This window comes from Eisenibacter elegans DSM 3317, from assembly GCF_000430505.1.
GTDB lineage: Bacteria > Bacteroidota > Bacteroidia > Cytophagales > Microscillaceae > Eisenibacter > Eisenibacter elegans.
In genome coordinates this window covers 283,519-309,035 of sequence record NZ_AUMD01000019.1, presented here as the reverse complement: position 1 = coordinate 309,035, position 25,517 = coordinate 283,519, and the positions used below count along the sequence as shown (strand labels likewise).

20 protein-coding genes are annotated in these 25,517 nt (G+C 48.8%); 10 read left to right on the top strand and 10 right to left on the bottom strand.

Translation table 11 applies throughout. The annotated features are described in order from the left end of the window. Positions 1–41 precede the first annotated feature (41 nt). Entirely contained in the window at positions 42–1,259 is a 1,218-nt protein-coding gene (locus tag G499_RS0107305; RefSeq protein WP_026999406.1) for an RsmB/NOP family class I SAM-dependent RNA methyltransferase, read from the bottom strand. 84 nt (positions 1,260–1,343) lie between these two features. Then, positions 1,344–1,637 carry a rhodanese-like domain-containing protein gene (locus G499_RS0107300; RefSeq protein ID WP_026999405.1) on the bottom strand — a complete coding sequence of 98 codons (294 nt, stop codon included), beginning with the start codon at positions 1,635–1,637 and terminating at the stop codon, positions 1,344–1,346. A 161-nt stretch (positions 1,638–1,798) separates the two neighbouring features. Here G499_RS0107300 and G499_RS20995 point away from each other — a divergent pair, with 161 nt between their 5' ends. From G499_RS20995 to G499_RS0107285, 3 genes are read left to right on the top strand one after another with little or no spacing between them, the layout of a single operon-like run. Continuing rightward, positions 1,799–4,051, top strand: a complete 2,253-nt coding sequence (locus G499_RS20995; protein ID WP_051296038.1) for a PAS domain-containing sensor histidine kinase — start codon at positions 1,799–1,801, stop codon at positions 4,049–4,051. Positions 4,052–4,081: 30 nt separating this feature from the next. After that, positions 4,082–5,293 (top strand): hybrid sensor histidine kinase/response regulator, encoded by a 1,212-nt coding sequence (locus tag G499_RS20990; protein ID WP_161627711.1) that lies wholly within the window; start codon positions 4,082–4,084, stop codon positions 5,291–5,293. A gap of 19 nt (positions 5,294–5,312) precedes the next feature. Then, a complete protein-coding gene (locus G499_RS0107285; RefSeq protein ID WP_026999404.1) occupies positions 5,313–6,668 on the top strand; it encodes a SpoIIE family protein phosphatase in 1,356 nt (451 codons plus the stop codon). A gap of 35 nt (positions 6,669–6,703) precedes the next feature. On the opposite strand, the gene G499_RS0107280 is transcribed toward G499_RS0107285, so the two are convergent. Further along, positions 6,704–7,993 carry a serine hydrolase gene (locus G499_RS0107280; RefSeq protein ID WP_051296036.1) on the bottom strand — a complete coding sequence of 430 codons (1,290 nt, stop codon included), beginning with the start codon at positions 7,991–7,993 and terminating at the stop codon, positions 6,704–6,706. A 407-nt stretch (positions 7,994–8,400) separates the two neighbouring features. Here G499_RS0107280 and murC point away from each other — a divergent pair, with 407 nt between their 5' ends. The 4 genes from murC (at position 8,401) to ftsZ (ending at position 13,470) form a co-directional block, all read left to right on the top strand. Beyond that, a complete protein-coding gene (gene murC / locus G499_RS0107275; RefSeq protein ID WP_081413683.1) occupies positions 8,401–9,852 on the top strand; it encodes a UDP-N-acetylmuramate--L-alanine ligase in 1,452 nt (483 codons plus the stop codon). A gap of 16 nt (positions 9,853–9,868) precedes the next feature. Next, entirely contained in the window at positions 9,869–10,636 is a 768-nt protein-coding gene (locus tag G499_RS19050; RefSeq protein WP_051296031.1) for a cell division protein FtsQ/DivIB, read from the top strand. A 2-nt stretch (positions 10,637–10,638) separates the two neighbouring features. Further along, positions 10,639–11,940 carry a cell division protein FtsA gene (gene ftsA / locus G499_RS0107265; protein ID WP_026999401.1) on the top strand — a complete coding sequence of 434 codons (1,302 nt, stop codon included), beginning with the start codon at positions 10,639–10,641 and terminating at the stop codon, positions 11,938–11,940. 84 nt (positions 11,941–12,024) lie between these two features. Then, positions 12,025–13,470: a cell division protein FtsZ gene (gene ftsZ, locus G499_RS19045; protein ID WP_051296030.1), complete on the top strand. Its 1,446-nt coding sequence runs from the start codon at positions 12,025–12,027 to the stop codon at positions 13,468–13,470. A 583-nt stretch (positions 13,471–14,053) separates the two neighbouring features. On the opposite strand, the gene G499_RS0107255 is transcribed toward ftsZ, so the two are convergent. Continuing rightward, on the bottom strand, positions 14,054–16,021 hold the full coding sequence (locus tag G499_RS0107255) for a leucine-rich repeat domain-containing protein (protein ID WP_026999400.1): 1,968 nt from the start codon (positions 16,019–16,021) through the stop codon (positions 14,054–14,056). Positions 16,022–16,337: 316 nt separating this feature from the next. Between G499_RS0107255 and fbp the strand changes: the two genes are divergently transcribed. Continuing rightward, the gene (gene fbp, locus G499_RS0107250) at positions 16,338–17,351 is read left to right on the top strand and encodes a class 1 fructose-bisphosphatase (RefSeq protein WP_026999399.1); all 1,014 of its coding nucleotides are present in this window, start codon (positions 16,338–16,340) and stop codon (positions 17,349–17,351) included. Between the two features lie 282 nt (positions 17,352–17,633). Here fbp and G499_RS0107245 read toward each other — a convergent pair whose 3' ends face one another. Both G499_RS0107245 and G499_RS0107240 read right to left on the bottom strand, forming a co-directional pair. Then, entirely contained in the window at positions 17,634–18,545 is a 912-nt protein-coding gene (locus G499_RS0107245) for an AEC family transporter (protein WP_026999398.1), read from the bottom strand. A 185-nt stretch (positions 18,546–18,730) separates the two neighbouring features. Beyond that, the gene (locus G499_RS0107240) at positions 18,731–19,471 is read right to left on the bottom strand and encodes a 1-(5-phosphoribosyl)-5-[(5-phosphoribosylamino)methylideneamino]imidazole-4-carboxamide isomerase (protein ID WP_026999397.1); all 741 of its coding nucleotides are present in this window, start codon (positions 19,469–19,471) and stop codon (positions 18,731–18,733) included. A 245-nt stretch (positions 19,472–19,716) separates the two neighbouring features. Between G499_RS0107240 and lysA the strand changes: the two genes are divergently transcribed. Then, entirely contained in the window at positions 19,717–20,949 is a 1,233-nt protein-coding gene (lysA, locus tag G499_RS0107235; protein ID WP_026999396.1) for a diaminopimelate decarboxylase, read from the top strand. Between the two features lie 183 nt (positions 20,950–21,132). Here the strand turns inward: lysA and G499_RS0107230 are convergent, their stop codons facing one another. From G499_RS0107230 to G499_RS0107215, 4 genes are read right to left on the bottom strand one after another with little or no spacing between them, the layout of a single operon-like run. Beyond that, positions 21,133–22,713, bottom strand: a complete 1,581-nt coding sequence (locus G499_RS0107230) for a polyamine aminopropyltransferase (protein WP_051296026.1) — start codon at positions 22,711–22,713, stop codon at positions 21,133–21,135. After that, a complete protein-coding gene (locus tag G499_RS0107225; RefSeq protein WP_051296024.1) occupies positions 22,713–22,952 on the bottom strand; it encodes a DUF350 domain-containing protein in 240 nt (79 codons plus the stop codon). Before G499_RS0107225 ends, G499_RS0107230 begins: the two co-directional genes overlap by 1 nt. Positions 22,953–23,012: 60 nt before the next feature. Continuing rightward, positions 23,013–23,312, bottom strand: coding sequence for a hypothetical protein (locus tag G499_RS0107220; protein WP_154658350.1), 300 nt, complete (start codon positions 23,310–23,312; stop codon positions 23,013–23,015). Between the two features lie 28 nt (positions 23,313–23,340). Next, positions 23,341–23,967, bottom strand: a complete 627-nt coding sequence (locus G499_RS0107215) for a hypothetical protein (protein WP_154658349.1) — start codon at positions 23,965–23,967, stop codon at positions 23,341–23,343. A 223-nt stretch (positions 23,968–24,190) separates the two neighbouring features. On the opposite strand from G499_RS0107215, the gene eno reads away from it, so the two are divergent. After that, positions 24,191–25,465, top strand: a complete 1,275-nt coding sequence (gene eno, locus G499_RS0107210; RefSeq protein ID WP_026999391.1) for a phosphopyruvate hydratase — start codon at positions 24,191–24,193, stop codon at positions 25,463–25,465. Positions 25,466–25,517 lie beyond the last annotated feature (52 nt).

Here is a 25,517-nt window from a genome sequence, read left to right as displayed (position 1 = left end):
ATTTCAGGTTGTCAATCTAAAATCGTCAATCTACAAGCTGGTTACTCCGCAATCCTTTCGAGGCAAGCCAGATAGAAGCCATCAGTATTATGAGATGTTGGGCTGAGGTGCCATTCGGACAGGAGCCGGAATTGCGCACCGTGATTGGCCAAAAACTTCTGTACTTGGTGCTCATTTTCTTGAGGCAATAAGCTACAGGTTGCATAAATCATTTTCCCCCCTACCTTGAGCATTGTGCTGTAGCGTTGCAAGATATCTTGTTGGACTTGCTGGATTTTTTCGACAAACTCCGGCTGTAGTTTCCACTTAGCATCGGGGTTGCGGCGCAATACCCCCAAGCCAGAACAAGGCACATCCAGCAGCAGGCGATCTGCGCTTTGGGCAAGGCGTTTGATGGCCTTGTTAGAGTCAATCAGGCGCGGCTCGATGACTGAAATACCGGCGCGGCGTGCGCGACGTTTTAGCTCCTGTAGTTTGTATTCTTCTACATCCATTGCGATGAGCTTCCCCTTGTTTTCCATCAGAGCGGCTAGGTGTAGGGCCTTGCCTCCGGCTCCGGCGCAGGCATCAATCACCCGCATACCGGGTTGTATATCCAATTGTTGGGAGATAAACTGCGAGCCGGCATCTTGTACTTCAAACCAGCCCTCTTTGAAGAGTGGGTGTTTGAATACAGGCTTACGCTCCTTGAGTACCAAGGCCTGTGGGTATTCGGTTAGGCGGTAAGTATCGATATCATCGGCTTGGAGCGCGGCTTTCAGCTCCGATACGCTGGTTTTGAGTGTATTGGTACGTAACACCACTGGAGCTTCTTGTTGTAGTGCGTCGAGTTGCGCCTCCCATCGTTTGCCAAAAGCCTCATAGCCTAGTTGGTCGAGCCAGTCAGGGATAGAATACATCACCTCTCTGCGCTTGAGCAGTTGGTTCAGCCGCTTTTCGATTTGGGCGGGGTCTAATGCTGCAAATTCCTCCCAGTTGGGTAGGTAATAACCTTGGCTCATCTGATGTACCCCAAAAATAAGCCATAGTTGAGCTTCGGTAGGGGCATCTTGGTACGAAAGCCCTAGGGCTTCGGTATAGCGCCGCCAGTGGCGGACAATATCATAGATATTTTCAGCAATAAAGGCACGGTCGCGTGCGCCCCAGCGGGGGTTAGAGCGCAAGAGCCGCTCGATAACTTTGTCAGCGTATTGTTTTTTAGCAAAAATGGACTCCAACCCGGAGACCACCGCACGAACCAAATTAGGGAATAACTTCAAAATAATCAGGGAGTAATGGGGTGTGTAAAAAGACCCTTTCGGAGCGTCTGACTCCAAAAGGGCGCAGAGGTATGAGGCAGCGGCTTAGAGGCTGCGGTAAGCTTCGATACCACCGATAAGGTTGCGCACATTGGCAAAGCCCTTGCTTTGGAGGAACTTCTGCGCCGTTTCGCTGCGGCGGCCACTGCGGCAGTGGATAATGATTTCGGCCTCTTTCAGCTCGGCCAGCTCTTCCCAGCGGTCGCCGATGTTGCCCAAGGGAATGAGTATACCCTCTAGGTTATCATCTTCATACTCAAAAGGCTCTCGTACATCTACAATATGGAGTGCTTCGCCCTTGGCTAGGCGTTCTTGCAATTCTTCGGGGGTAATATCCATCAGACAAAATATTTTGGGTGAATAAAAACAGTATGGGCTAAGGGGCTGCAAGATACGCATATTAGGATGATTTTTTCTAAAACTGTGCTTGAGGTGTATCTAGTTTGGTCAAAAAAGCGTATCTTAAAACCATCAATTCATCTCCTTATTATTGTGGTTCGATGTTTTTAGCAGCTTCTGAAAAGCTCTTACACCTCAATTTATCATTTGAGCAGATACTGGTCATCTCTGGCCTGTTATTAGGGATGCTTGCGCTTTGGGTATACTTGCGCCAAGCGCGGGGTATGCGCTTGGTCTGGCAACAAATGCAACAACAATACGACCAACACAATGAGGTCTTGGTAGCCCAACAACAGCGTTTACAGGAATCTGCCGTACAGCTCAAAGCCATTCTGAATAACCTGAGCCACGCTTATTGCCTTTTATCCCCCCAAAAAAATATACTGACATTCAACACCTTAGCATACGAATATGCCCAAGAGCTTTTTGGGCAAAGGCTTCGCGAAGGTGCGCCAGTAGCCCCGATGATACCTGAGGAGGTACAGCCGGTTTTTGAGCAGCTGTTTCAAAAAGCCTTGCTCGGAGAGCGCCATATCTTGGACCAATCTCTCAAGATAAAATATGCCGGCAGAGTTTGGTATCAGTTTCAGGTCAATCCGGTATATGATATGTACGGGCAGATTTATGCCGTATCGGTAGGGATGGTAGACATCACGACCCGCAAGCGTGCGGAGGAACGCGTAAGGAGACAAAATAAGGAGTTGGCACAGAAAAACATCCAATTAGAACACTCTCAACAAACCCTACAAAAGGCCAAACAGCGGGTCGAACAAATCTATGCCCTGACCGCCAATATATCAGGCGACCTCAAGGCGCAAATCAGAGAGGTATTGGAAGCTTCTACAGAGGCTATTGGCTTTGAGCAAGGAGTGATTTATCAGCTCCAATCAGAACACTTGATATTGTTTGAGCACGTCAGCAGGGTCACTATCGCCGCCGACTGGCTGGCCAACACGAATATGTTGGAAGGGATTCCGCTGGCGCAAAGTATCGAAGCGGCTTGTTGTAGAGACCATCTGCCGCTGGCTATCGATCACGTCAGCCTCACAGAATATGCCCATACACTCAACCACCTAGAGGGCGGGGTAGAGGCTTACCTAGGTATCCCGCTCATTGTCCAAGACCGGCTTTTTGGCGTACTTTCTTTTTTCAATAGCGAGCCGCTGCCACAGCGCATCGTACAGACAGATGTAGACTTTATCATCATCTTGGGGCAGTGGGTTAGCGCCGCACTGACACGGCACACCAATGAGCAGACACTCAGGCAGCAAAAAGCTGTTATTGAGCAACAAAAAGAGCAACTCGAACGGCAGCTACGGGTATTGGATAAAAACCACCAAACCCTAAAAACTGCTCAAGCCCAGCTGATAGAAACCGAAAAGTTGGCCACGATAGGCCAACTATCGGCAGGTATCGCACACGATATCAACACTCCGCTGGGCGCCATACAGGCTTCGGTTGAGAATATGCGCGACTCTGTGCAGCAGACCATCCGTAAGTTGCCACTCTTGCTCAAGGCCTTGGATGAGAAATACCAAAAGCTGTTTTTTGCCTTGGTAGCGCAAGCCCTACAGCAAGGTCGCCCCCGTACTAGCGCCGAAGAGCGCCAACAACGCCGGCAGCTCAAGGCCTTGCTCGAAAGCTACCAGCTCGAAAGCGCCGATAGCCTGGCCGACACCCTGACTGACATCGGCTTGGTAGAAGACTGGGAGCAGTATATAGCCCTTTTGTTGCACCCCTCCAGATGGCTGGTGGTAGAGATGGCCTATCACCTGACTACCCTCCAACGAGATAGCGCCCATATCCAACACGCCACCGAAAAGGCAGCCGTGATTGTACATTCGCTCAAGCGATTTACACACCCCGCCGACGATGCGGAGGCTGTGCCAGTAGACTTGGCCGACAGCTTGGAGACAGTCTTGGTGCTCTTTGCTAATTATACCAAAAAAGGACTGGACATTGTCCGGCGCTTTGATGCAGTACCCCATATCTGGGGGTATCCTGATGAGCTTACCCAAGTATGGAGTAACTTGATTCACAATGCCTTGCAGGCAATGAATTACCAAGGCACTATCAAAATACAACTACAAATGCACAGCCTACAAGAGGTCGTAGTGGCTATCCGAGATAGCGGACAAGGAATAGCGCCAGAGCTGATTCCGAAGATTTTTGAACCTTTTTTTACTACCAAAAAAATAGGCGAGGGCAGTGGATTGGGGCTACATACTGTCAAAAAAATTGTCGAAAAACACCAAGGCCGAATAGATGTGCAGAGTGAGCAAGGGTTTGGAACGGTATTTATGATATACTTACCCATACACCAACCAGCTACACAAACAACAGAAAGTACTTGAAGCCCTTAGATGGGGTTAGCACCATCGGATATGATAAAAAAACAAGTGATACTCTGTGTCGATGATGAAAAGCTCATCTTAGACAGTCTCAAAAAACAACTCAAACGCTATTTTGAGGAACTTTTTTTGATTGAAATAGCCGAAAGCGCTGAAGAAGCGCTGGCACTTTTTGATGAATTGCGCCAAGAAGGACACGATATCCCGCTCGTTATCACAGATTTTACTATGCCCGGAATGCGCGGCGACGAGCTGCTGCGGCGTATCCATCAATATTCGCCCAATACCCTCAATATCTTGTTGACAGGGCAGGCTACCGTCGAGGGGGTGCGCAATATCATCAACCAAGCAGGGTTGTTCATGTACTTGGTCAAACCTTGGAGCGCAGAGGAGCTGGTCAGCACGGTCAATCAAGGGTTGAAAATTTACCAACAGGGCATCCGAATAGAACAACAAAACAAAGAATTGGCCGAACTCAATGCCTCGCTGGAGCGCAAGGTACAGCAACGAACAGAAGAGCTCGAACACAAAAATAGGGCCTTGCAAGAGTTAAATCACGAGAAAGACCTGCTGATGAGTATCGTGGCACACGATCTCAAAGCCCCACTCAACAAAGTCAAAGGAGTGTTGGAGCTAATCAAGCTGGCAGGCCACCTAAACGAAGACCAACAACAGTATATGCGCCTTGCCGGCCAAACCATAGAGCGAGGCTATCACCTTATCCGTGATTTGTTGGATATCAATGCGTACGAACACCAAGGCTCCGAACCTGATTGCCAAGACGTGGCGCTGGTCAGTTTGTTAGAAGAGCAATTGGTGTTTTTTGAAGCCGAAGCCACACAAAAAAATATCACCCTCCAACGTGATTTTCCACCCCAAACCACTGTAGTTTGTACAGATGGTGATTTTGTGGTAAGGATTTTGAATAACCTCCTCTCAAATGCGCTTAAGTTTTCTTACCCCCATACGACTGTAATGATAAGTCTCAAGCTCAAGGCAAATCGGTTTGAGCTAACAATCAAAGACCAAGGGCAGGGCTTTAGCGATGAAGACAAGCGGCTTTTGTTCAAAAAATTCCAACGCCTCAGCGCCCGCCCTACTCAAGGCGAAGGCTCTACGGGCTTGGGCTTGGCGATTATCAAAACCTTGGTAGACAAACTGGGCGGAACTATCGACCTACAAAGCCAACAAGGACAAGGTACTACTTTTGTTGTATCTTTGCCCAATGGCCTGCGGCGCGTGTAGCCTTACTTAACTCATTTGTATGAAGCGCATACTCTTTTGTGTAGAATCAGCACTGGATGCTTTGGTAGCCCTCTTGGGGCAGCTCGACAAGCATTTCAGTACGACCTTTCGGATAGAACACGCCTCCAACGGCCAAGAGGCATGGGAGAAGATACTGACTTTTGTGGCCGAAGGTTATGAAATTCCGCTGTTGTTGACGGCTTATCACCTCGAAGGCATCTCTGGGGAAGAATTGCTCAGCAAGGTTCATCAGACCCTGCCGCAGAGCATCAAAATATTGCTTATAGATCCCGATCGCCCTATCACCTCCATCACGACGCTCTTCAACAATACCAATCTTTACCGCTGTATCAGCAAACCCTGGCAAGAAGAAGACTTGGTCATTACCATCAAACAGGGGCTCAAAAGCTACCAACAAGAAAAAGAGCTGAACGAAAATACAGGAAAGCTGGCCGAACTCAATGCCTTATTGGAACAAAAAGTAGCCCAGCGTACCCAAGAGCTAATTCAGGCATATGAGCAAATCAATGAGAAAAGTCAGGCGCTAGAGCAGCAAAAACAACTGATAGAACACAAAAATAACGACCTGACCGCCAGTATCAACTATGCTAGGCGCATTCAGACAGCTATCTTGCCACGCCACGAAGAGATTGCCGCCCACATAGAAGATTTTACTATCTTTTATAAGCCTCGCGATATCGTCAGTGGTGATTTTTATTGGTTTGCCGCCATGCAAGACCGGCTGATTATTGCAGTAGCTGACTGTACCGGACATGGTATCCCTGGGGCTTTTATGAGCCTGATAGGCAATGACTTGCTACACGAGATTGTCAATATTCGCCAAATTATCAACCCAGACGAGATATTACACAACCTCAAAGAAGAAGTACAACGAGCACTACGACAAAAAGAAACCCGCAACCAAGACGGGATGGACATCGGTATTTGTGTGTTGCACAAAAAATATAACCCTCAAACCCAGCAATCGCATTTTTATCGGTTGGATTATGCTGCTGCCGCACATCCTCTGTACCTCATCCGAAACGGAGAACTGGAGGTCATCAAGGGGGATAATATCATCATTGGAGGGTTTCAAAACTATACCACCCAAGACCACTTCAGCTTACATACCATCCCTATCGAGGATGATATGACATTTTACCTTACTTCTGACGGCCTGCAAGACCAATTTGGAGGGCCCAAAGGCCGCCGTTTTTCTACCAAAAGGCTGCGAGAGGTCTTTCTGACAATCAGTGAGCTGCCATTTGATGAACAACAAAATGTATTGGAACAAGAGCTGAGGGAATGGACCGAAAATGGTACACACCGACAAATAGATGACATCCTGATTTTTGGGATGAAAGTCAAATCATAAGTGGGATTTAGAGTTTAATCGCCAATCTGCAATCGTCAATCGTAGTTCAGTCTGTATACGCTCAAGTCAGGTCTGTGTGTTTTAATGCGTTGTTGTTCGTACTCATAGAAACGTTGGCCTATATTTCGGAGCAAAGGAAAGCCGATGGTTTTGTACTCATACCGATCATCATTAAGAATTTGGTTTTTATTGGTATAGACCACTACCGAGAGGAAAAACTCCAGCCCTTTGTCAAAATCAACGATATAAGCATTGTCAATCAGGTATCCAAAAGCCATTCCGACTTTGTTGAAAATACGGATATTGCTCGGTATACTTCGCCCTTGGGTATCGCCATAGAGCAGGTATTTGTTATAATTATCGGGATACTGGCTATAGTCGGGGTAGCGATTTTCGCGAGGGAGGCTAGAGAGCGCTTGCCAGAGCAGGCGTTGGTCTTGGAGGCTGAGGTTGAAGCGTCGCTCGGGGGCTACGGCTTCGGGCATCATGGTCGCAATGAGGATTTGATGTAGCGTTGGGAGGCTGATATAGTTTTTATCGCGCAGGTCTTTGGGTTGTTTGACGAGCTTTCCCGTATCATCATCAATATAGCCAATACCCTTGCGCATAGGATCTATTTTTGGCGGATAGGCTTGGGGGTTGAGCTGCTCGGCTTGCTCATAGACCAACACCTCGGGGTTGTCGACACGATAAAAGCGCATCGGATTGGTGTAGCGGTTGTCTACAGATTTGAACTTGCTGTTGGCTAGACGGTGGATGAGGCGCAAGTCGTCATAATTACGCCGCCAAAAACATTCGTTGAGGTATTTTTGGCCTACAAATTCATACAGCCGATTGCTAGCGTCATTATCACTGATAATCAGTGCCTTGCGTATATAGTGCGCCAGATGTGCGTATCCGGTAGCACTGGTACTGTCTTTGAGCTTGTTGGGTTTTTGGGGCTCACGAGCCACCAAGACCTCCATCGGTGAGTAGCGTGTGAGGCCAATCAGGTCCAATTCGTTGAGACGCTGTAAGGCTGCAATAGCATAGGGTAGCTTGACCGTACTGGCGGGGTAGAAGTAGGGGGCGTTGGCAGTGCGGTAATGAAATGTTTTGAGTTGCGCTTGATTCTGAGCATCCCGATTGATTTGGGTGTAGATAATCTGTAGCTCATACTGCTCAGGAGCCTCTAGAATGGGCGCAAAAGCATAACTTTCGGGAGCTGTTTTCAACAAGCTGTCTATCAGCCCGCTATAGCGTGTTTGGCCTTGGCAGTTGCTCAAAAGCACCAGCGATATACCAGCTAAAAACAACAAGGCGTTGGGTAGTAGCGTCTTGGGCATAAAGTATCTTAAATATTGAGTACTGAAGTAGTTGTTTGTGAAGGCGGTGTATAGGGTGTTTTAGAATAATAGAATCTTGTTTTGATGATGAAGCCAAAGCTTTGTGCTAAGCCAAACAAAATATGCAAGTAGTATGTAGGGTAGGTAGCCAACTTGGCCGCTGTCCTTATCAGAACCGCTGCGTTAAATATAAGTTGCTTTTGGGGAAAACAATCAAAATGAAGCCTGAATTTTAGATTTACGATTTACAATTTGAGATTTACAGTTTAATCGTCCCTCGTCAATCCACAATCGTCAATCTAAACGCGTCAATCGTCAAATTTGTGTATTTTTGCTCCATTAAACCCATTAAACCCCCAACCGCAAAAGCCCGAAACACTTCGGGTCTTGCTGTATCCCCATATTTTATGTCAATATCTGCTAGTGCTACTACGGCTTTGCCACCAACAAACAACCTTTATTTTATCGGAATAGGCGGGATAGGAATGAGCGCCCTTGCGCGTTGGTTCTTGGCCAACGGAGCGCGTGTGGCCGGTTATGACAAAACGCCCACCCCCTTGACTACCCAGCTAGAGGCTGAAGGGATGGATATTCACTATACAGACGACCCCAACCGCATTCCGGACTATATCCTTGCTGATGCGGATGCCTTGATTGTATATACCCCGGCAATACCCAATGACCATGCTGAGTTGAGCTATCTCCGCCGCGAAGGCTTCCTCATCCGCAAGCGTGCGGAGGTATTGGGATTGATTACACGCCAACGTTTTACAGTAGCCATTGCGGGCACACACGGCAAGACGAGCACCTCGTCGATGGTAGCACATTTGCTGCGCCACAGTGGCAAACCCGTAACGGCATTCTTGGGTGGAGTGATGAAAAACTACCAAACCAATATGCTCCTAGCCCAAGGCTGTGCGCCCGAAGAGGAGATTGTGGTGGTAGAGGCCGATGAGTATGACCGCTCGTTTTTGCACCTCAGCCCCAGCGTGGCCGTGATTTTGTCTACCGAGGCAGACCATCTCGACATCTATGGCCAGACCGAAGAGGTCTCTGCGGCCTATCAGGCTTTTGCGGCTTGTGTACACCCGCAAGGAAGCCTGTTTCACAAACAGGGCACACAGCTCTCGTTGGCAGCGCTGCCCGATAGCTTGCAAACACACTGCTATGCTCGCGAACAAAGCGAGTCGAGCACACACTATGCGGCCAATATCAGGGTGGCAGACGGGATGTTTGTTTTTGACTATCAAAGCCCCACCCTACAACTAACAGATATCCGGCTCCAAACACCAGGCTACCACAACGTAGAGAATGCCGTAGCGGCCTTGGGTATAGGGCAAACCTTGGGGCTAAGCCCCCAAGAGCTGCGCTCAGGCATAGAGAGCTTCTTGGGCGTACAGCGCCGCTTCGATTACCACTACAAAAGCCCCGATTGGATATTGATAGATGATTATGCGCATCACCCTACCGAGGTGGCGGCTTTTTTGACCTCGCTCAAAGCCCTATACCCTGAACGCAGTGTAACGGTTATTTTCCAACCTCATCTCTTCAGCCGCACAAGGGACTTTATGCAGGAGTTTGCCCAAAGTCTAGCCATCGCCGACAGGGTGTGGCTGTTGCCTATATACCCCGCCCGAGAGCAACCCATCGAAGGCATAAGCGCAGAGGCACTAGCCAGCATCATCCCCTCGGCTGCTGTCAAGGCCCATCCCAATATCAGCGCACTGTTCGAATCATTGACACAACTCGACCAGCCCTGCATTGTGGCTACAGTAGGCGCAGGAGATATTGTGAATGTAATTCCCAAAATAAACACTATCTTGCAACAAAAGACCCAAACATCAACACTCGAAAGTTGAGCTATAGAAGCCTTTTATGAAACAACTATTTCCTAAATTACGCAAAGAAATCCGTGTAAGTATCCTGATAGTGAGCTGCTTGCTATTGTGGGGTTTTGTAGAAACTAGACACCAATCCAAAACCTGCCAGAAACTAGTCATAAGCTTTGCTCAGGACACCCAGCTCGACAATTATTTTTTGGATGAAGAGGATATCAAGCGCCTGATGAGCGAAGACGGTCGGCATACCATCATTGGCGAAGCCCACCAGAAGCTCAGCGTCAAAGCCTTAGAAGAACGTATCCGTACCAATGCGTATGTGGCAGGCTGTCAAGTGTCGCGCAATGTAAAGGGGGATTTGTTTGTACAAATTACCCAAAAGCGCCCCATAGCCCGTTTTGTACGAGACGAAAAGCCCGACTTCTACATAGACAGCTTGGCCAGCCTGATGCCTGTAGTGCGCAAATATACGTCTCGTGTCTTGACAGTTACCCGTGAAGATTCGCAAGAATTACCTAATTTTGAGCTAGAAACAGCAGATAAGCAACTCTTACACCTCCTCAGAGCCTTGTATGCGGAGCCGTTTTTTAGGGCGCAAATAGCTCATATTCACGTAGATAAATACAAGCAGGCATACTTGTATCCTCAAATTGGCAAGCAAACCGTCGAATTTGGTAGCTTATTTGATATTGATAATAAACTCAAGAAGCTGAAAGTTTTTTACGACGAGATATTACCCCTCAAAGGCTGGAACGCCTATAAGCGAATCAACCTCAAATATGACCATCAAATCATCTGTGAGTAATTATGCAAAAAGATAAGATAGTAGTAGGGCTAGATATCGGTAGCACCAAAATTTGTGCCTTGGTAGGCCGGCAGGATAAATTCGGAAAGGTAGAAATCTTGGGAATGGGTAAGGCCGCCTCGAACGGTGTTTTTCGGGGGGTAGTTACCAATATTAACAAAACCATTCAGGCTATGGAAGAGGCCATCGAAGAAGCCAGCGAGCAGTCCGGTATTGATATACGCATTGTCAACGCAGGCATTGCCGGCCAGCACATCAAGAGTATGAAGCAACGGGGCAGCATTCACCGCCCCTCATCAGATGATGAAATCACGGTAGAAGACGTAAACCGCCTCACCAATGAGATGTATCGTACCGTTACCCAACCCGGTGACGAGATTATTCACGTCATGCCCCAGGACTATACCGTAGACCTCGAAACCGGAGTCAAAGAACCCGTAGGAATGTCAGGCATCAAGCTGGAAGCCGACTTCAACATCATTACCGCCCAAACCAGCGCCGTCAACAACATCAACAAATGCGTGCGCAGAGCAGGGTTAGAAATCGACAACCTCATCCTAGAGCCAATAGCCTCGGGAATGTCTGTACTCACCGAAGAAGAGCGTGAGGCAGGGGTGGCCTTGGTAGACATAGGCGGCGGCACCACAGATGTAGCCATCTTCTATGAAAACATCATCCGCCATACGGCAGTCATCCCCTTGGGTGGGCAAATCATCACCAATGACATCAAGGAAGGCTGTGTGATTATGGAAAAGCAGGCCGAGCGCCTCAAAATCAAACACGGACGCGCCATTGCCGAAGAGGCCTCTACAGAGGAGTTTGTTTCTGTACCAGGGCTACACAACCGCCCTGCCAAGGAAATTTCGCTGCGTACGGTGGCCGAGATTATCGAAGCCCGGATGTGTGAAATCATCGAAATGGTACACCAAGAAATCATCAAATCCGGCTATCTTAACAAGCTCGTCGGCGGAATAGTCATCACAGGCGGCGGCTCGCAGCTCAAACACTGCGATGAGCTGTTTCATTATATGACCAAGATGGACACCCGTATCGGGTATCCTACGGAGTACCTCGGCAAGTCCAAAGTGGCCATTGCCCAAAATCCTATGTATGCGACAGCAATGGGACTGGTGATTGCAGGCTTTAGAGCTATTGATGAGCGCGACAACCGCTACCACCAGATCAGCAGCGGCAGCAACTTGCGCAAACCCAAGAAAGAAGGCGAAGGACGCAGCTTCTTCTGGCAAATCATTGAGCGCACAAAAGGCATGCTTATTGATGATGTAGAAGATGATAGAATATAACATCCAAGAAAAAAACTTACACGCTAGGTTGGAAACCGAATAAATAGTACATTTATTTGCAAATTGTAAGGCGACTATAAAGGTATGGCGAACAGTTACGAATTTGATATTCCCGTCAATGCAAAATCTATCATCAAGGTTATTGGGGTAGGCGGCGGAGGCAGCAATGCTGTCAATTATATGTATAACAAAGGCATCCAAGGGGTGGAGTTTATTGTCTGCAATACCGATTTGCAGGCACTTAACCTTAGTCCTATTCCCAAAAAACTCCAGATAGGGGTAAACCTTACCCAAGGGTTGGGAGCGGGCGCAAACCCCGAAAAAGGCCGTGAAGCAGCCCTCGAAAGCAAGAATGAAATCAGGGAAATGCTTCAAGAAAATACCCGTATGCTCTTCATCACTGCCGGTATGGGTGGTGGTACAGGGACGGGCGCTGCGCCCATCATCGCCGAAATAGCCCGCGAGCTAGGCATCTTGACGGTGGCCATCGTAACAGCCCCCTTTACTTTTGAAGGCCGCAAGAAAAAGCAACAGGCTGAAAAAGGGATAGAAGCGCTAAAAAAACACTCTGACACGGTGCTGGTCATTTCCAACGACCGCCTGAGCGAAATCTATGGCAACCTCAAAATGAGTGATGCCTTTGCTCAAGCCGACAATATCTTGGCCACCGCTGCCAAGGGCATCGCCGAAATCATCACGGTAGAAGGCTACGTAAACGTAGACTTTGAAGATGTGAAGACGGTTATGCGCAATTCTGGCTCTGCCGTGATGGGTTCGGCCAAAACCGAAGGCGAAGACCGCGCCCTCCGTGCCGCACAAGAAGCGCTCAACTCGCCACTACTCAACAACCAGAGCATCCGTGGAGCACAGAAAATCCTGCTTTCTGTGATGTCGAGCGAGCAAGCCGAACTACAGCTCGACGAGTTCATGAGCATTACAGAATATATCCAAAACGAAGCCGGAGAAGAAGCCGAAGTTATCTTTGGCAATGGTATTGACCCCACCTTGGGTGATAGTATCCGCGTAACGATTGTGGCCACAGGGTTTGAATCGCCTACGACCCTCGATGCTCCCCCCAGCAACAAGCCCCCGGTGGTCGAAAATACCTACAAAGACAATGAGCGTAGCGTCGTGTTTAATATAAAGCCTATCCCCAATCCGGAAAGCCTACAACAAGAGGCCGCTACTCAAGAGCCTGCCGACATACGCCCCATCCCCATGCCTGAAGAAGAAGAGGATGAGATACCCGAGCCACCTCGAAAAGCAGAACCTACACGCATTGTCCATAATCTAGACGATGAGCCGGATGGCTACGAAGATGTTTTTGACAAACACATCGAGCTGGAACGTGAAGCCCAAAAACAACGTGAGCTGGAAGCCAAACGTGAGCGCCTAGCCCGCGAAGCCGAGGAACGCATCCAACGCCTCAAAAAACTGAGCAGTGATGTCAACCAAGAGTCTTTTAAAGAAAAACTCGAAATACCGGCTTACCTCCGCCGCCCACAACAACCGGGCAGAACAGAGGAATAGGCTCATAAGCTTACTTGAAAACATACTCCCCCATCGTAGGACGCTTTTTGAAAGCTGATTGCAATGGGTTTTTGTTTGCCTGCGGCAGCAGCCAATGAGCCTTATTGTGCAATGACTGGAGTTTGATTGTGGGGGAGCAGTGGGAAATCTTGTGTTTCGTGGTTCTTCCGTAAATTTGGCGCAAAGATAAGACCGGGTATAACTTCGATATTGAAAAATTACTTGACTTACCAGAGATAGAGTTATCCAACCTTGAGGTTGAGCAGCGCGTTATCGGCATTTACTGCTGTGCTAAATTAACGGAAAACATATGCTACTCGGATAGCCATTGATGAGTTTGCCATTCGCAAAGATTATGCTGTTGTGATAATTGAGCTTACGTGCAATAACAACCCACACATACACAGACTTGATGACACAACGTGCTGTTTTTTATGACATCAACAATATCCGCAGCAATGTGGTAGAGATTGTGATACAGTAACAGCCTGTACTCTTGTGTGATTTTAAAAAAGCTACCTCAAGAGGTAGCTTTTTTTGTACTTGGCGTGTTTTGATTGACGATTACGCCATACATCGTCAATCAAAACGCTGTTTTGCCAATTTTGAAAATCAGCTTGAGTTGTGGGTTTTTGAGCGCCCACACCTGCTCGGGGCTGATGGGGTTGTTGCTCAGGTCGAGCAGGCGCAGCTTGGGTAGGTCTTTCAGGAAGTCTACCTCTGGAATGTTGTTATTGGTGAGGGTCAGTTCTTCGAGGTTTTCGAGGCGAATCAGCGGCGATACATCCTCTAGTTTGTTGAAGCTGGCCACCAATACCTTGAGCGCTTGTAGGTCGCTGAGAGCATAGATGTTTTCGACGTAGTTATTACTGATATTGAGGCGTTGGAGCAAAACCAGCTCGTATAAGTCGCTAATGTCTTTGATTTGATTGGCACTGAGGTTGAGTGCTTCGAGAGCTTTCATTCGCCGCAAGCCGCTCAACTCCTGAATCTGATTTTGGCTCAAATCCAAGGCTTTGAGGCTGCTGAGTTGCTGGAGTGCGGCCAACGATTGGAGCTGGGTATTGCTTAGATCCAAGTGGCGTTTTTGCAGCAAATTGGAGAGTTTGGTGCTGCTTAGGCTGATATTGTCTGCTATTTGGAGGTTGTCAAGATTGGGCAATACAGCCAGAGCCTGTAGGTCGTGGTCGGTGATTTTGGGCAGATGCACCACCTTGATGGCCGCCAATGTTTGGCGGGAGAGCTGGGTTAGGGGTAGGGCTTCGCCAAATTTAAGGGTTTGGTATACACCTTCGAGGCCGCAGAGATGTTGGTGGCTCATCTCTTCCAAAAACAGTTGCGCTAGCTCTAGGTCGCTGAGGGCAAACTGCTCTGTGAGGATAGGGGCTTCGAATACCTGCTGGGCGATGAAATATTCGAGAATAGACTTGTGTGCAAATTTATATTGGCCTTTGGCGTTGAGGTTGAGCAGTGAGCGGCTTTTCAGCTCTAGCTCGTTGAGAGTTATATCGTATTGAGCAGCTAGGGGAGTCAGCTCGTCAGCAGAAATCCAAAAGCCCTCGCGAACCTTGCTATTACGACACATATCGAGCGCTGCGGCCTGTGCAAATCGATAGAGTGCAGCCTTGTACTCGGTCTCGCGCCCCTTACGGCGGTTGGCCTCGCGGTCGAGCCAGCGGTCTATGAGGGCTTCGTAGATTTGGTAACTGTAGCCAAACTTCTCGCGGTTTTGGAGCAGGTCGTCTACATAGCTGAGCAACATTGGGCGCATCATCAGGTTGGGCGACTGGCGTACAATCTGTTCAGCCTTTTTGCGCTTGAAGTAGCTGAAAAAAGGGTAATTTTTCTGGAGATACTTCTTGATATCCTCTTCATCGAAGGGGGAGAGGTATATCTTTCGAAAGCGGAAGTGTTTGTCTTGATAATTGATTTCGAGGACACCTTCTTCTTCGCCTTCTTCTTCGTCGGCGGGGAAAAACTGTGTGCGGCAGGTGATGATGACCTCTGCGAAATCTTTGGCTAGGTTCAAAATTTGGTGTAGGCGTTGGTGATGGTCTTCGATGGCAAGGGCATCTTCGTCAAAGGCATCGAGCATCAGGATGGTGCGTGGGCGGTCTTCTTCGGGGATATATTCGATTTCGCGCAAGATATTGGGCAAGCCAAGCGGAAACAGCCGTACATAGGCCGGCTTGTCGGCGATCAACTCATCGTTGGGGTCGCTGGGGATAAAGGAGAGCTTCATCTTGTATGACACATCCAGCAGCCGGCGGGCGTAGTTGAAATAGAGGTTGAGCATAAAGGTCGTCTTGCCCATACCTGCGTCGGCAAGGATGAGGTAAAAGCGGTCTTCGCCTTCGGCAAGGGGCTTCTCCATAAAAAATGGCATCAGCGGCTGCTTGGTAATAAAAGCGTGAGCGTGCTCGTCTTCGTACTCCAAAAGTGGAGCGACGTTTTGACATTTGGTAGAGACATAATACTTCAGAGCGCGGTCAATCTCTTCATCAGCATAATAGGCCGCAATCTGTTGGCGTAGCGTGGCTTGCAAACTCATAATGGCAGTGGTTGGCGCAGGGCTTTCCGATAATTGTTAGTTGACAAAGATACAGAAAAACTCCCCTTGGCGTTGTTTGAAAAGCAGATTTTTCACAGTAGCGTATCAAGACACTTACGGAATTTGACGCAAAGCATCGCAATTGTGCCAAAAAAATCTGAATTTTGTGCAGTTTTGAAGTGCCAAAACCCCTGAGGGGATTTCTGAGGGCGCTAGTCGGCGGGCGAAGCTATGCAGGCGAAAGCCCCCAAAGAAAAAATGAAAAGCACCTTTGAAACAGACAGTCAGCCTTTGTTCACCATTCAATAGATGTATTATGGACCATCATACAGAAGACAAACTCGCCGCCCCGGTAGGCATCACCCTCGACCGATTTATCCAACAACGCCAAGAGGATTTCCCCTATGCCACAGGGGAGCTGTCGCAGCTGCTGCGCGATATCGCACTGGCCGGCAAAATCATCAACCGTGACATCAACCACGCCGGCCTGATTGGCATCAACGGTGCTTTCGGCCAACAAAACGTACAGGGCGAAGACCAACAAAAGCTCGATGTGATTGCCGATATTCGCTTTATTAGGGCATTTAGAAATGGCAAGGAGGTCTGCGCCATCATCAGCGAGGAACGCGAAGAACTGATTGATACGGGCTACCACGATGGCCGCTATGTGATTGCAATAGACCCGCTCGACGGCTCGTCGAACATAGACGTAAACGTATCCGTAGGGACGATTTTTTCTATCTATCGCCGCCTAAGCCCTATTGGCACACCGCCAACCTTGGATGATGTAATGCAGCCCGGTAACGCACAAGTGGCGGCAGGTTATGTGTTGTATGGCTCTTCGACGATGTTGGTCTACACTACCGGACACGGCGTGAATGGCTTTACGTATGAGCCCTCGTTGGGGGAGTTTTTCCTCTCTCACCCACAACTCAAAACCCCCGAAAAGGGCAAAATCTACTCTTGCAACGAAGGCAATCTGAACACCTTTCCGAAGCCCTATCAGCAATATTTGGCCGAATGCCGGGAGCAGCAGTTTTCGGCCCGATATATCGGCTCGCTTGTGGCGGACTTTCACCGCAACCTCCTCAAAGGGGGCATCTACCTCTATCCGCCTACCCAAAGTGCGCCCCAAGGCAAGCTGCGCCTGTTGTATGAGTGCAACGCCTTGGCCTTTATCGTAGAGCAGGCCGGAGGCAAGGCCACCGACGGCCAACAGCGCATCCTCGACATCGCCCCGACCACCCTACACCAACGCGCCCCGCTGGTGATTGGCTCCAAGGCGATGGTCGAGCGCCTCGAAGCACTCCAAACAGTGGTAACACAGTAGCCCCTGTATACGTTAGCTAACACCCTGTGAACTCAGGAGAGCTCTCCAAAGACACATCCAAAAAAGCCCTTGGGTATCCTCCGGAGTTCACACTCACAGCGCAAATGCTGAGTTTAGCACCTTTGTCAAATCCTGTCACATCTTCTGATTGTGGGTTATCGCCGATAATCCTCGCTGCGCTGCGGGCTACCTTGGCTTATATCCCTCAGCCTAGGAATACCACAAGCTAAGCACACTCATTCAGCACAAAGTCCGAAGATGAGGCTGCTTTTGGTTTACCCATCACCCCCCCATCCACCACCACCATCCGTATACTGTCAGCAAGGAGAGGGGAATGCCCACCCCTGCCATCATATGGGCAAGGCTGGGCTGTAGGCGATACTCGGCGGCTAGGAGCACGGCTGTAATCATAGGGGCCATCGCTGCTTCTAATACGCTCACTTCTAGCACCAACCCGCCGATAGCCAACCCTTTGGCGTAAACGCCAAAAATCAGTAGTGGTGCAAGGAGTAGTTTATAAGCCAAGCCCCACAGAAGCCGGTTGCCTAGTCCTGCGGCTAGCTGCCACCGGATTTGCAAGCCTACCGAAAAGAGTGCCAAGGGACTGAGCGTATCGGCCAGTGGCTTGAGGGTAGCCTGTACAAAGGGGGGAGTACCGCCCAGTGGAATCAGCAACAAGGCCAACAAGAATGCCACAAAAGGAGGAAAAGACAATAAGCGCCGACCAATCAGCCGCCAAGAGACACTTCCGCCCGAAGAATAACTAACGGCCAAGGCTACACCTAAAGATGACACCGCCAAAAAAGACCCGGGTTGGTCGCAAAGCACGGCATAACGCAGCGCGGCAGGGTCGGCATAGAGGTAACTAAGGTATGGGAAACCAATAAAAGAAGTGTTGCTTAGTCCCGCACAAAGCACCAAACAGCCGATACTGGCCTTGTCCCAGCCAAACAGCCTCCCCAGTAAGGCAAAGAAAGCCCAAGCGCCTAGGAGTACCAGCCAAGCCATCAGGGCCGGAGCCAACATTGCCCAGTTGAGCGAGAGCTGTGGAATATATAGCAGGGACACCGCCGGTAGCGATACCCAAAAAATAAAGGCATTGATGCCTTTGTGTGCGTCTGTCGGAAAAGCAGGTACACGCCCCAGCACCACTCCGGCACCAAAGCAGAGCACCAACAACAATAGTTTGTCCATAATAAAATATACCAAGATTCACTGAACTTGAGGACTCACTAGGTTTTGATTTTCTTGATTATCAAGGGTTTTCAGTGCATACATTTACCCAAACCAATTTTGATTGGGTATAAAAAACCTGTAAGGCCACCTAGCATAATGTAAGAAGGAATATACAGCTGGTTGAGGGCTGTAAGTGACAAGACTTATACCGCCGGGCTGGTTTCGTTGTACTTTTGTAGTTGGCTGTAGCTGATGATGCCGTCATAGAGAGATTTGCCCAAAATCACACTGTGTACGCCAAGCGCATCCAGTTGCTCCACATCTTCGAGAGAGCGTACCCCGCCGCTGGCAATGATTTTCAGGTCAGGAAATGTCTGACGCAGGTCTTGGTATAGCTCAAAAGCAGGCCCTTCAAGCGTGCCGTTACGGCCTATTTCGGTCGCTTTTACATAGTAGATACCGCGCTCATAGAAATGCTTGACGTGCGCCTTGAGGTCTATCCCAGAGTCGCCTTTCCAGCCTTTGTACAATACTTGGCCGTCGAGTGAGTCGGCAGCGAGGATGATTTTTTCGGGGCCTCCATAGGTGATAAACCAAGAGTAGAAGCGGTCGGGGTCAGTAATGGCGGCTGTGGCGACTGTTACCGAATGCGCCCCACATTCAAAAGCCGTACGCACGCCCGCATCAGTGGTGATGCCGCCGCTAAAGTTGACTTCTAGCTTACTGTACTTTACGATGAGCTCTAGCACCTCATGATGAACGATTTTGCGTCTCGATGCCCCATCAAGGTCTACGACGTGTAGGCGGCTGAAGCCATTGTCGGCAAACTCCATCGACAAGTCGATAGGGTCGCGTTCATAGGTTACAAATTCATTGATATCGCTCCCCTTGGTACGGACGACCTTGCCTTCGCGTAGAAATATAGAGGGTATTACCTTAATCATAGTATTTTGTTTTGATAGTTTTATTGATAATGAATAATTTTGGAACCAAATACGCCTTCAACAACTAACAGCTAATACGCTCCAAAAGCGGCTATACTGTTTGGTAAAATTGCGGCAGGCTAGGAATTTTGGCTTTGTTTTTTTTCTAAAAATAGTACTAATTTCCTAAAAACGAAAATAAATCCTAAAAAAAACGTGCTAAATCCGATTAGAGCGCTTAATTTTAACCCTTAAAACGCAAAAATATGCTACTCAATGAACAACAATACCAAATACAAGGGCTGGATGTCCTCAAGATTTGTGAAGAATTTGGCACACCGCTCTATGTTTATGATACTGGTAAAATCAAAGAAAAACTTGAAATATTACAAAAATCATTCAACGCTCTACCATACCGAATCAAGTATGCAGCCAAGGCTTTGACCAACATAGCGGTCTTGCAATTTTTGCAGCGCCAAGGGGTCGGTCTGGATGTAGTGTCTATCCAAGAAGCACGACTAGGGATGCTTGCAGGCTTTGAAGCCAAGGATATTTTGTTTACCCCCAACTGCGTGTCTTTTGAAGAAATTCAAGAGGCGGTGTCCTTAGGCTTGGTAATCAATATTGACAATATTTCTATCCTCGAACAGTTTGGCCATACTTACGGAGATAGTGTACCTTGCTGTATCCGCATCAACCCTCATATTGTTGCCGGGGGCAATGCCAAAATCCAAGTGGGGCATATCGACTCCAAGTTTGGTATCTCGATTTTGCAGATGCGCCACGTACACCGCGTCATTCAGACCAACAACATTCGTGTTACGGGCATCCATATGCACACCGGCTCTGATATTCTCGAAGCAGAGGTGTTTTTGCGAGGAGCCAACATCCTCTTTGAAGTGGCCGAGCAGTTCCCCAATCTGGAGTTTATCGACTTCGGCAGCGGGTTCAAAGTAGCCTATCGTGAGGGCGACCCTATCACTGATATTGCAGACCTAGGCCGCCAGCTGACTACGGCTTATGAGGCCTTTTGCCAACGTTATGGAAGCCGCCCCGAGGTATGGTTTGAGCCGGGCAAGTACTTGGTCAGCGAGGCGGGCTTTTTCTTCGTCAAAGCCAATGTCATCAAACAAACGCCGGCTACGGCCTTTGTAGGAGTAGACTCAGGGATGAACCACCTCATCCGCCCGATGTTTTATGATGCTTACCACCATATCGAAAACGTCAGCAACCCTAGTGGCGCACCACGTATCTATACCGTCGTGGGATATATTTGCGAGACAGATACTTTTGGTATCGACCGCAAGCTGGCCGAAGTACGCGAAGGGGATATCCTCGTATTTCGCAATGCCGGTGCCTATGCATTTAGTATGGCCTCTAACTACAATTCCCGCTTCCGCCCTGCCGAAGTGCTGATACACGAAGGCAAGGCGCATCTTATCCGTAAGCGCGAAACCCTCGACGATCTCACCCGCAACCAAGTACCGATGGAGTGGTAGGGAACTGTCCAACCAATAATTCAGGGAGCAGCTTTTTTTGAATGCTCCCTAACATTTGAATGGCTTCCTAGACAATCAAGATCTAGGAAGCTACCTTTTTTGCGGTCTTTGTAGAAGCTGTAAGGCTTAATCAAAACTTCGCGCAGTAGCCGCGTGTTCGAGGCTACGAATACATAGTAGAATCTAGTTGTAGCGCTCCCATTCGCGCTCATAATATTGCACCAACATTTGGTTGTCGAGGCGGTTGGTTTGTGTTTTTACTTCTTGGGTATCGAGGTCAAACACAAATAGCGTAGGCAGTAGCTCGGGGCTGAGAAAGCGCAGAGGGTATTTGCGGGCTGCCAAACGCTTGCTTAGTGTTTGGGCATAGGGAGCGGCTTCGGCATCCTGAGGGTAATTGAGAGCCAGATTGAAGCCCCACTGCCCAAAAGAGTGTACGTTGGCGTTGTAGGCATATACTGTGGGAAATACGGCCTCCAAGGTTTGATGAATACACCAAAACGAGCGCGGGGCGAAAAAGGGCGAGGTCGATTGACTGACCACAGCACCCTGAGCCGCGAGGCGCTTTTGTACCAAGCGATAAAACTCTTCGGTGTAAAGCTTGCCTATCGAGACATCATTGGGGTCGGGCAGGTCAATGATGATAACATCGAAGCGGCTTGTGCCATTTTCGATATACTTATAAGCATCCTCATTGACAATTTTGACCTTCTTGTTGTTGAGTGCATCAGCACTGAGCTGGCGCAAGAAGGGGTGTGTTTGTCCCAACTTGGTCATCGCCGGGTCAAGGTCTACCACCACTATCTCCGTTACTTCAGGGTATCTGAGTACCTCGCGGGCTGCCAAACCATCGCCAGCGCCAAGCAGCAATACACGCTCTGGGCGGGGTACGGCCAACATCGGCAGGTGTACGAGCGGCTCGTGGTAGCGGTATTCGTCGACGGAAGAAAACTGCAGATTCCCATCAATAAAGAGGCGTAAATCGTCCTTCCAGCGGGTGATGACTAAGTTTTGGTAGGCACTGCGTTCGGCATAGTATACCTCATCTTGGTAAAGCATCTGCTCAAAAAAGCGATTGACCAAGGGAGATTGCCAGAAGGCAAAAGTATATACCACTCCCACCACAGCCACACTTAGCCACAGCCGGTTGATTTGGGGGAGCAACGCCCTGAAAACCCAAATATTGAAGGCTCCTATGGCGATGTTCATCAACCCTACCAAAAAGGCCGTACGCATCAGCCCCAAATGGGGCAGTAGTACTAAGGGGAAAATCACAGAGGCCACCAACGCCCCGATATAGTCAAAAGACAAAACCTGAGCCAGCGTATCTTTGAGCGGAAAACGCAAGCGGATAAGCCGAGTCAGTAGGGGGATTTCGATGCCTACCAAGCTACCAATGCAGCCCGTCAACAAGAAAGCCACCAGATAATAAGGCACATCAAAAGCATAAGCACTATACAAGATGATGCCACTGGCTCCTCCGATAGCACCTAGGTATAGCTCCGTATGGATAAATAGGGTGAGCAGCTTTTCGTCTGAGCAGTATTTGGACAAGAAAGCGCCAAAGCCCATAAAGGACAAAAACAGCCCTATGGTCAAGGAGAAGTGCAAAATACTGCTACCCAAAAAATAAACCGACATACTGCTGATGAGCAACTCATAGAGGATGCCGCAAATCGCAATCAGAAATACCGATACCAACAGTACCGGAACCGCTTGCGGCGGCAAGGATTGCCGCGCATCGGTTTCAGGCTTTATACTCATTAATTCCCTCCAATCACTCTTGAGATGATGAGGGCAATGGCCAGCACAAAGCTGCCTACCATAATGGCCAAGGCTACATTACCTTCTTTGGCAATTTGTTGGCGTAGGCTACCCGGGGTGAGTAGGTCTATGACTTTGAAAGACAAAATCATCAAAATTAACCCGATGCCTGTATAAATCAAGGATTCTATGATGCCTTGTTGTAGGGGTACATTGGAGAGGAAAAAGTAGTATTTCATATCGTTTTGAGGTTATTGGGTACAATATTACGAGGTGTGTTGTGGGGTATAGGCGAAGGGTTACTTGCCGCCACGGCTAGAACCTCCTCTGAAGCTGCGGCTACTGCTGCCTGTGCGCCCTCTGAAAGTACCAGTTTCACGACTACGGCTACCGATGTAGACCAAGCCGCCTCCTGTCCGGCGGTATTCACGTGCATTGGCGGTGGTATCGCGCTTACCTTCGCCCTTGGTATAATAATGGCTAAGCCCTGCGGTAGCCAAGCCCCAGCCATAGCGGGCAGAGGCGATAGATACATAAAACATCAAGACGAGCAGACTCAGTACAACGGCTCTTGGAAACCAGACATCAGAATCATTCATAATAGGAGGTATTTTCAGGTGTTGATAATCAGTATTTGACGTTATCCGCCATCAAAGCAAAAACGATAAGCGGAATCCATAATGCAAAAAACAGCCACAAAAACCGATAACCCAACATAGCATAGGTGCCATCACGGATTTCGAGTGTGGCTTCGGTCAGGTCTTGGAGGGTTTCCAGCTCAGGCTGTTTGTCAGCATAAATTTCTACCCGGATTTCTCGATCCTCTTCGGATACTGGCATCTTGAAAAACTTGGTAAGATCCTCGTTGGCTTCTGTCCAAGCACCGTCCGAGTCGCTGCCAAACTCATAATACAATTCCCCCAATGCTTTGGTAAACTCTACTTCGCCTTCTGCATCAGTGATGGTAAGCTCAATGCCCATCCAGTTGATAGATGAGCGGGGCATTTGTACCTGTAATTTGGCTTTATAAGCGCGTACATTGTTAGGAAGTTTAATCACTTGGGTTACATAAGCAGTATCGCTGTTCAATGTGGCTACTGACATTTTCTCTTGGTACAACAGCGGGTCATCAATCACAAAATAGTAAATGAATAAGACCATCGAAAGTCCAAGGGCTACCATACTGGCCATGGACATCTCTTTATACAATCGCTTACGCGCCTGCCTTTGTGCAAGACTTCCTCTTCTACTCATAGGTTCAGTGTAGTGTGTATTAAAAACAAAAGTCGGTGATATGGCTTGTTATTCGATACTGCCAAAAATCATCCCAAAAAAGCTCGGCAGGGCTAAACATAACACAAAAACTGCTTTTCTCCAACATCTCCAAAAATATCTATTAAATTTACAGCCTCATTGGCAGCGCCAAGTTTGGCTGTGGCCTCAACATTTTTCTTAATCCTGCATTATTTTACCCTATATGAGTCTCATTCATACTATACGTGCACGACAAATTTTGGATTCACGCGGCAATCCGACGGTAGAAGTAGACGTAATCACCGACAAAGGCCTGCTGGGCCGTGCTGCTGTGCCCTCAGGGGCTTCTACAGGCAAACACGAAGCTGTAGAGCTGCGCGACGGTCAGAAGAACAAGTACCTCGGCAAAGGGGTAACTAAGGCCGTAGAAAACGTCAACAAAACGCTGGCCAAGGCGCTGCAAGGGGTGTCGGTATTTGACCAATACACCATCGATCAGACGATGCTGGCCCTCGATGGTACGGACAACAAGGCCAAGCTCGGAGCCAATGCTATCCTAGGGGTATCGCTAGCCGCTGCCAAGGCCGCTGCCGCTTCGCAAGGGCAGTCGCTCTACCGATATGTGGGCGGGGTACACGCCCGCACGCTTCCCGTACCGATGATGAACATCCTCAATGGCGGCTCTCACGCAGACAATGCCATCGATTTTCAGGAGTTTATGATTATGCCTGTCAGCGCAGACAGCTTTTCTAAGGCCTTGCGTATGGGAACGGAGGTGTTTCATCATCTCAAAAAAGTATTGGAGAAAAAAGGCCTCTCTACCAATGTTGGCGACGAAGGGGGCTTTGCGCCCAATATCGGCTCCAACAAAGAAGCCATCGAGGTAGTGCTTCAGGCCATTGAGAAGGCCGGCTACCGCCCCGGCGAAGACATCCTCATCGCCTTAGATGCTGCTTCTTCTGAGTTTTACAACGAAGAAAAACAGCGCTATATCCTCTCTTCTACCGGCGACGAACTCACCGCCAACGAGATGGTCAGCCTCTGGACGGAGTGGGTCAATGCCTACCCCATTGCCTCTATCGAAGATGGGATGTATGAAGACGACTGGGCCGGGTGGCAACAACTTACCCAAGCCATTGGCAACAAAATACAGCTAGTAGGCGACGACCTGTTCGTAACCAATGTCAAGCGCCTACAACAAGGTATTGACCAAGGGGTGGCCAACTCCATCCTGATCAAGGTAAACCAAATCGGCACCCTGACCGAAACCATCGCCGCTATTGAGTTAGGGCGTAAGTATGGCTACAAAAGCGTGATGTCGCACCGCTCTGGCGAAACAGAAGATGCTACCATCGCCGACTTGGCCGTGGCGCTCAATACCGGACAAATCAAGACCGGCTCCCTCTCTCGTGCCGACCGTACCGCCAAATACAACCAGCTCCTCCGCATAGAAGAAGAGCTAGGTGCAGCTGCGTATTATCCCGGTGTTAAGTTTTAATTTTTTTTAAAGCAAACCACCTTGAGTTTTCGAGGTGGTTGTTTGATGGAGG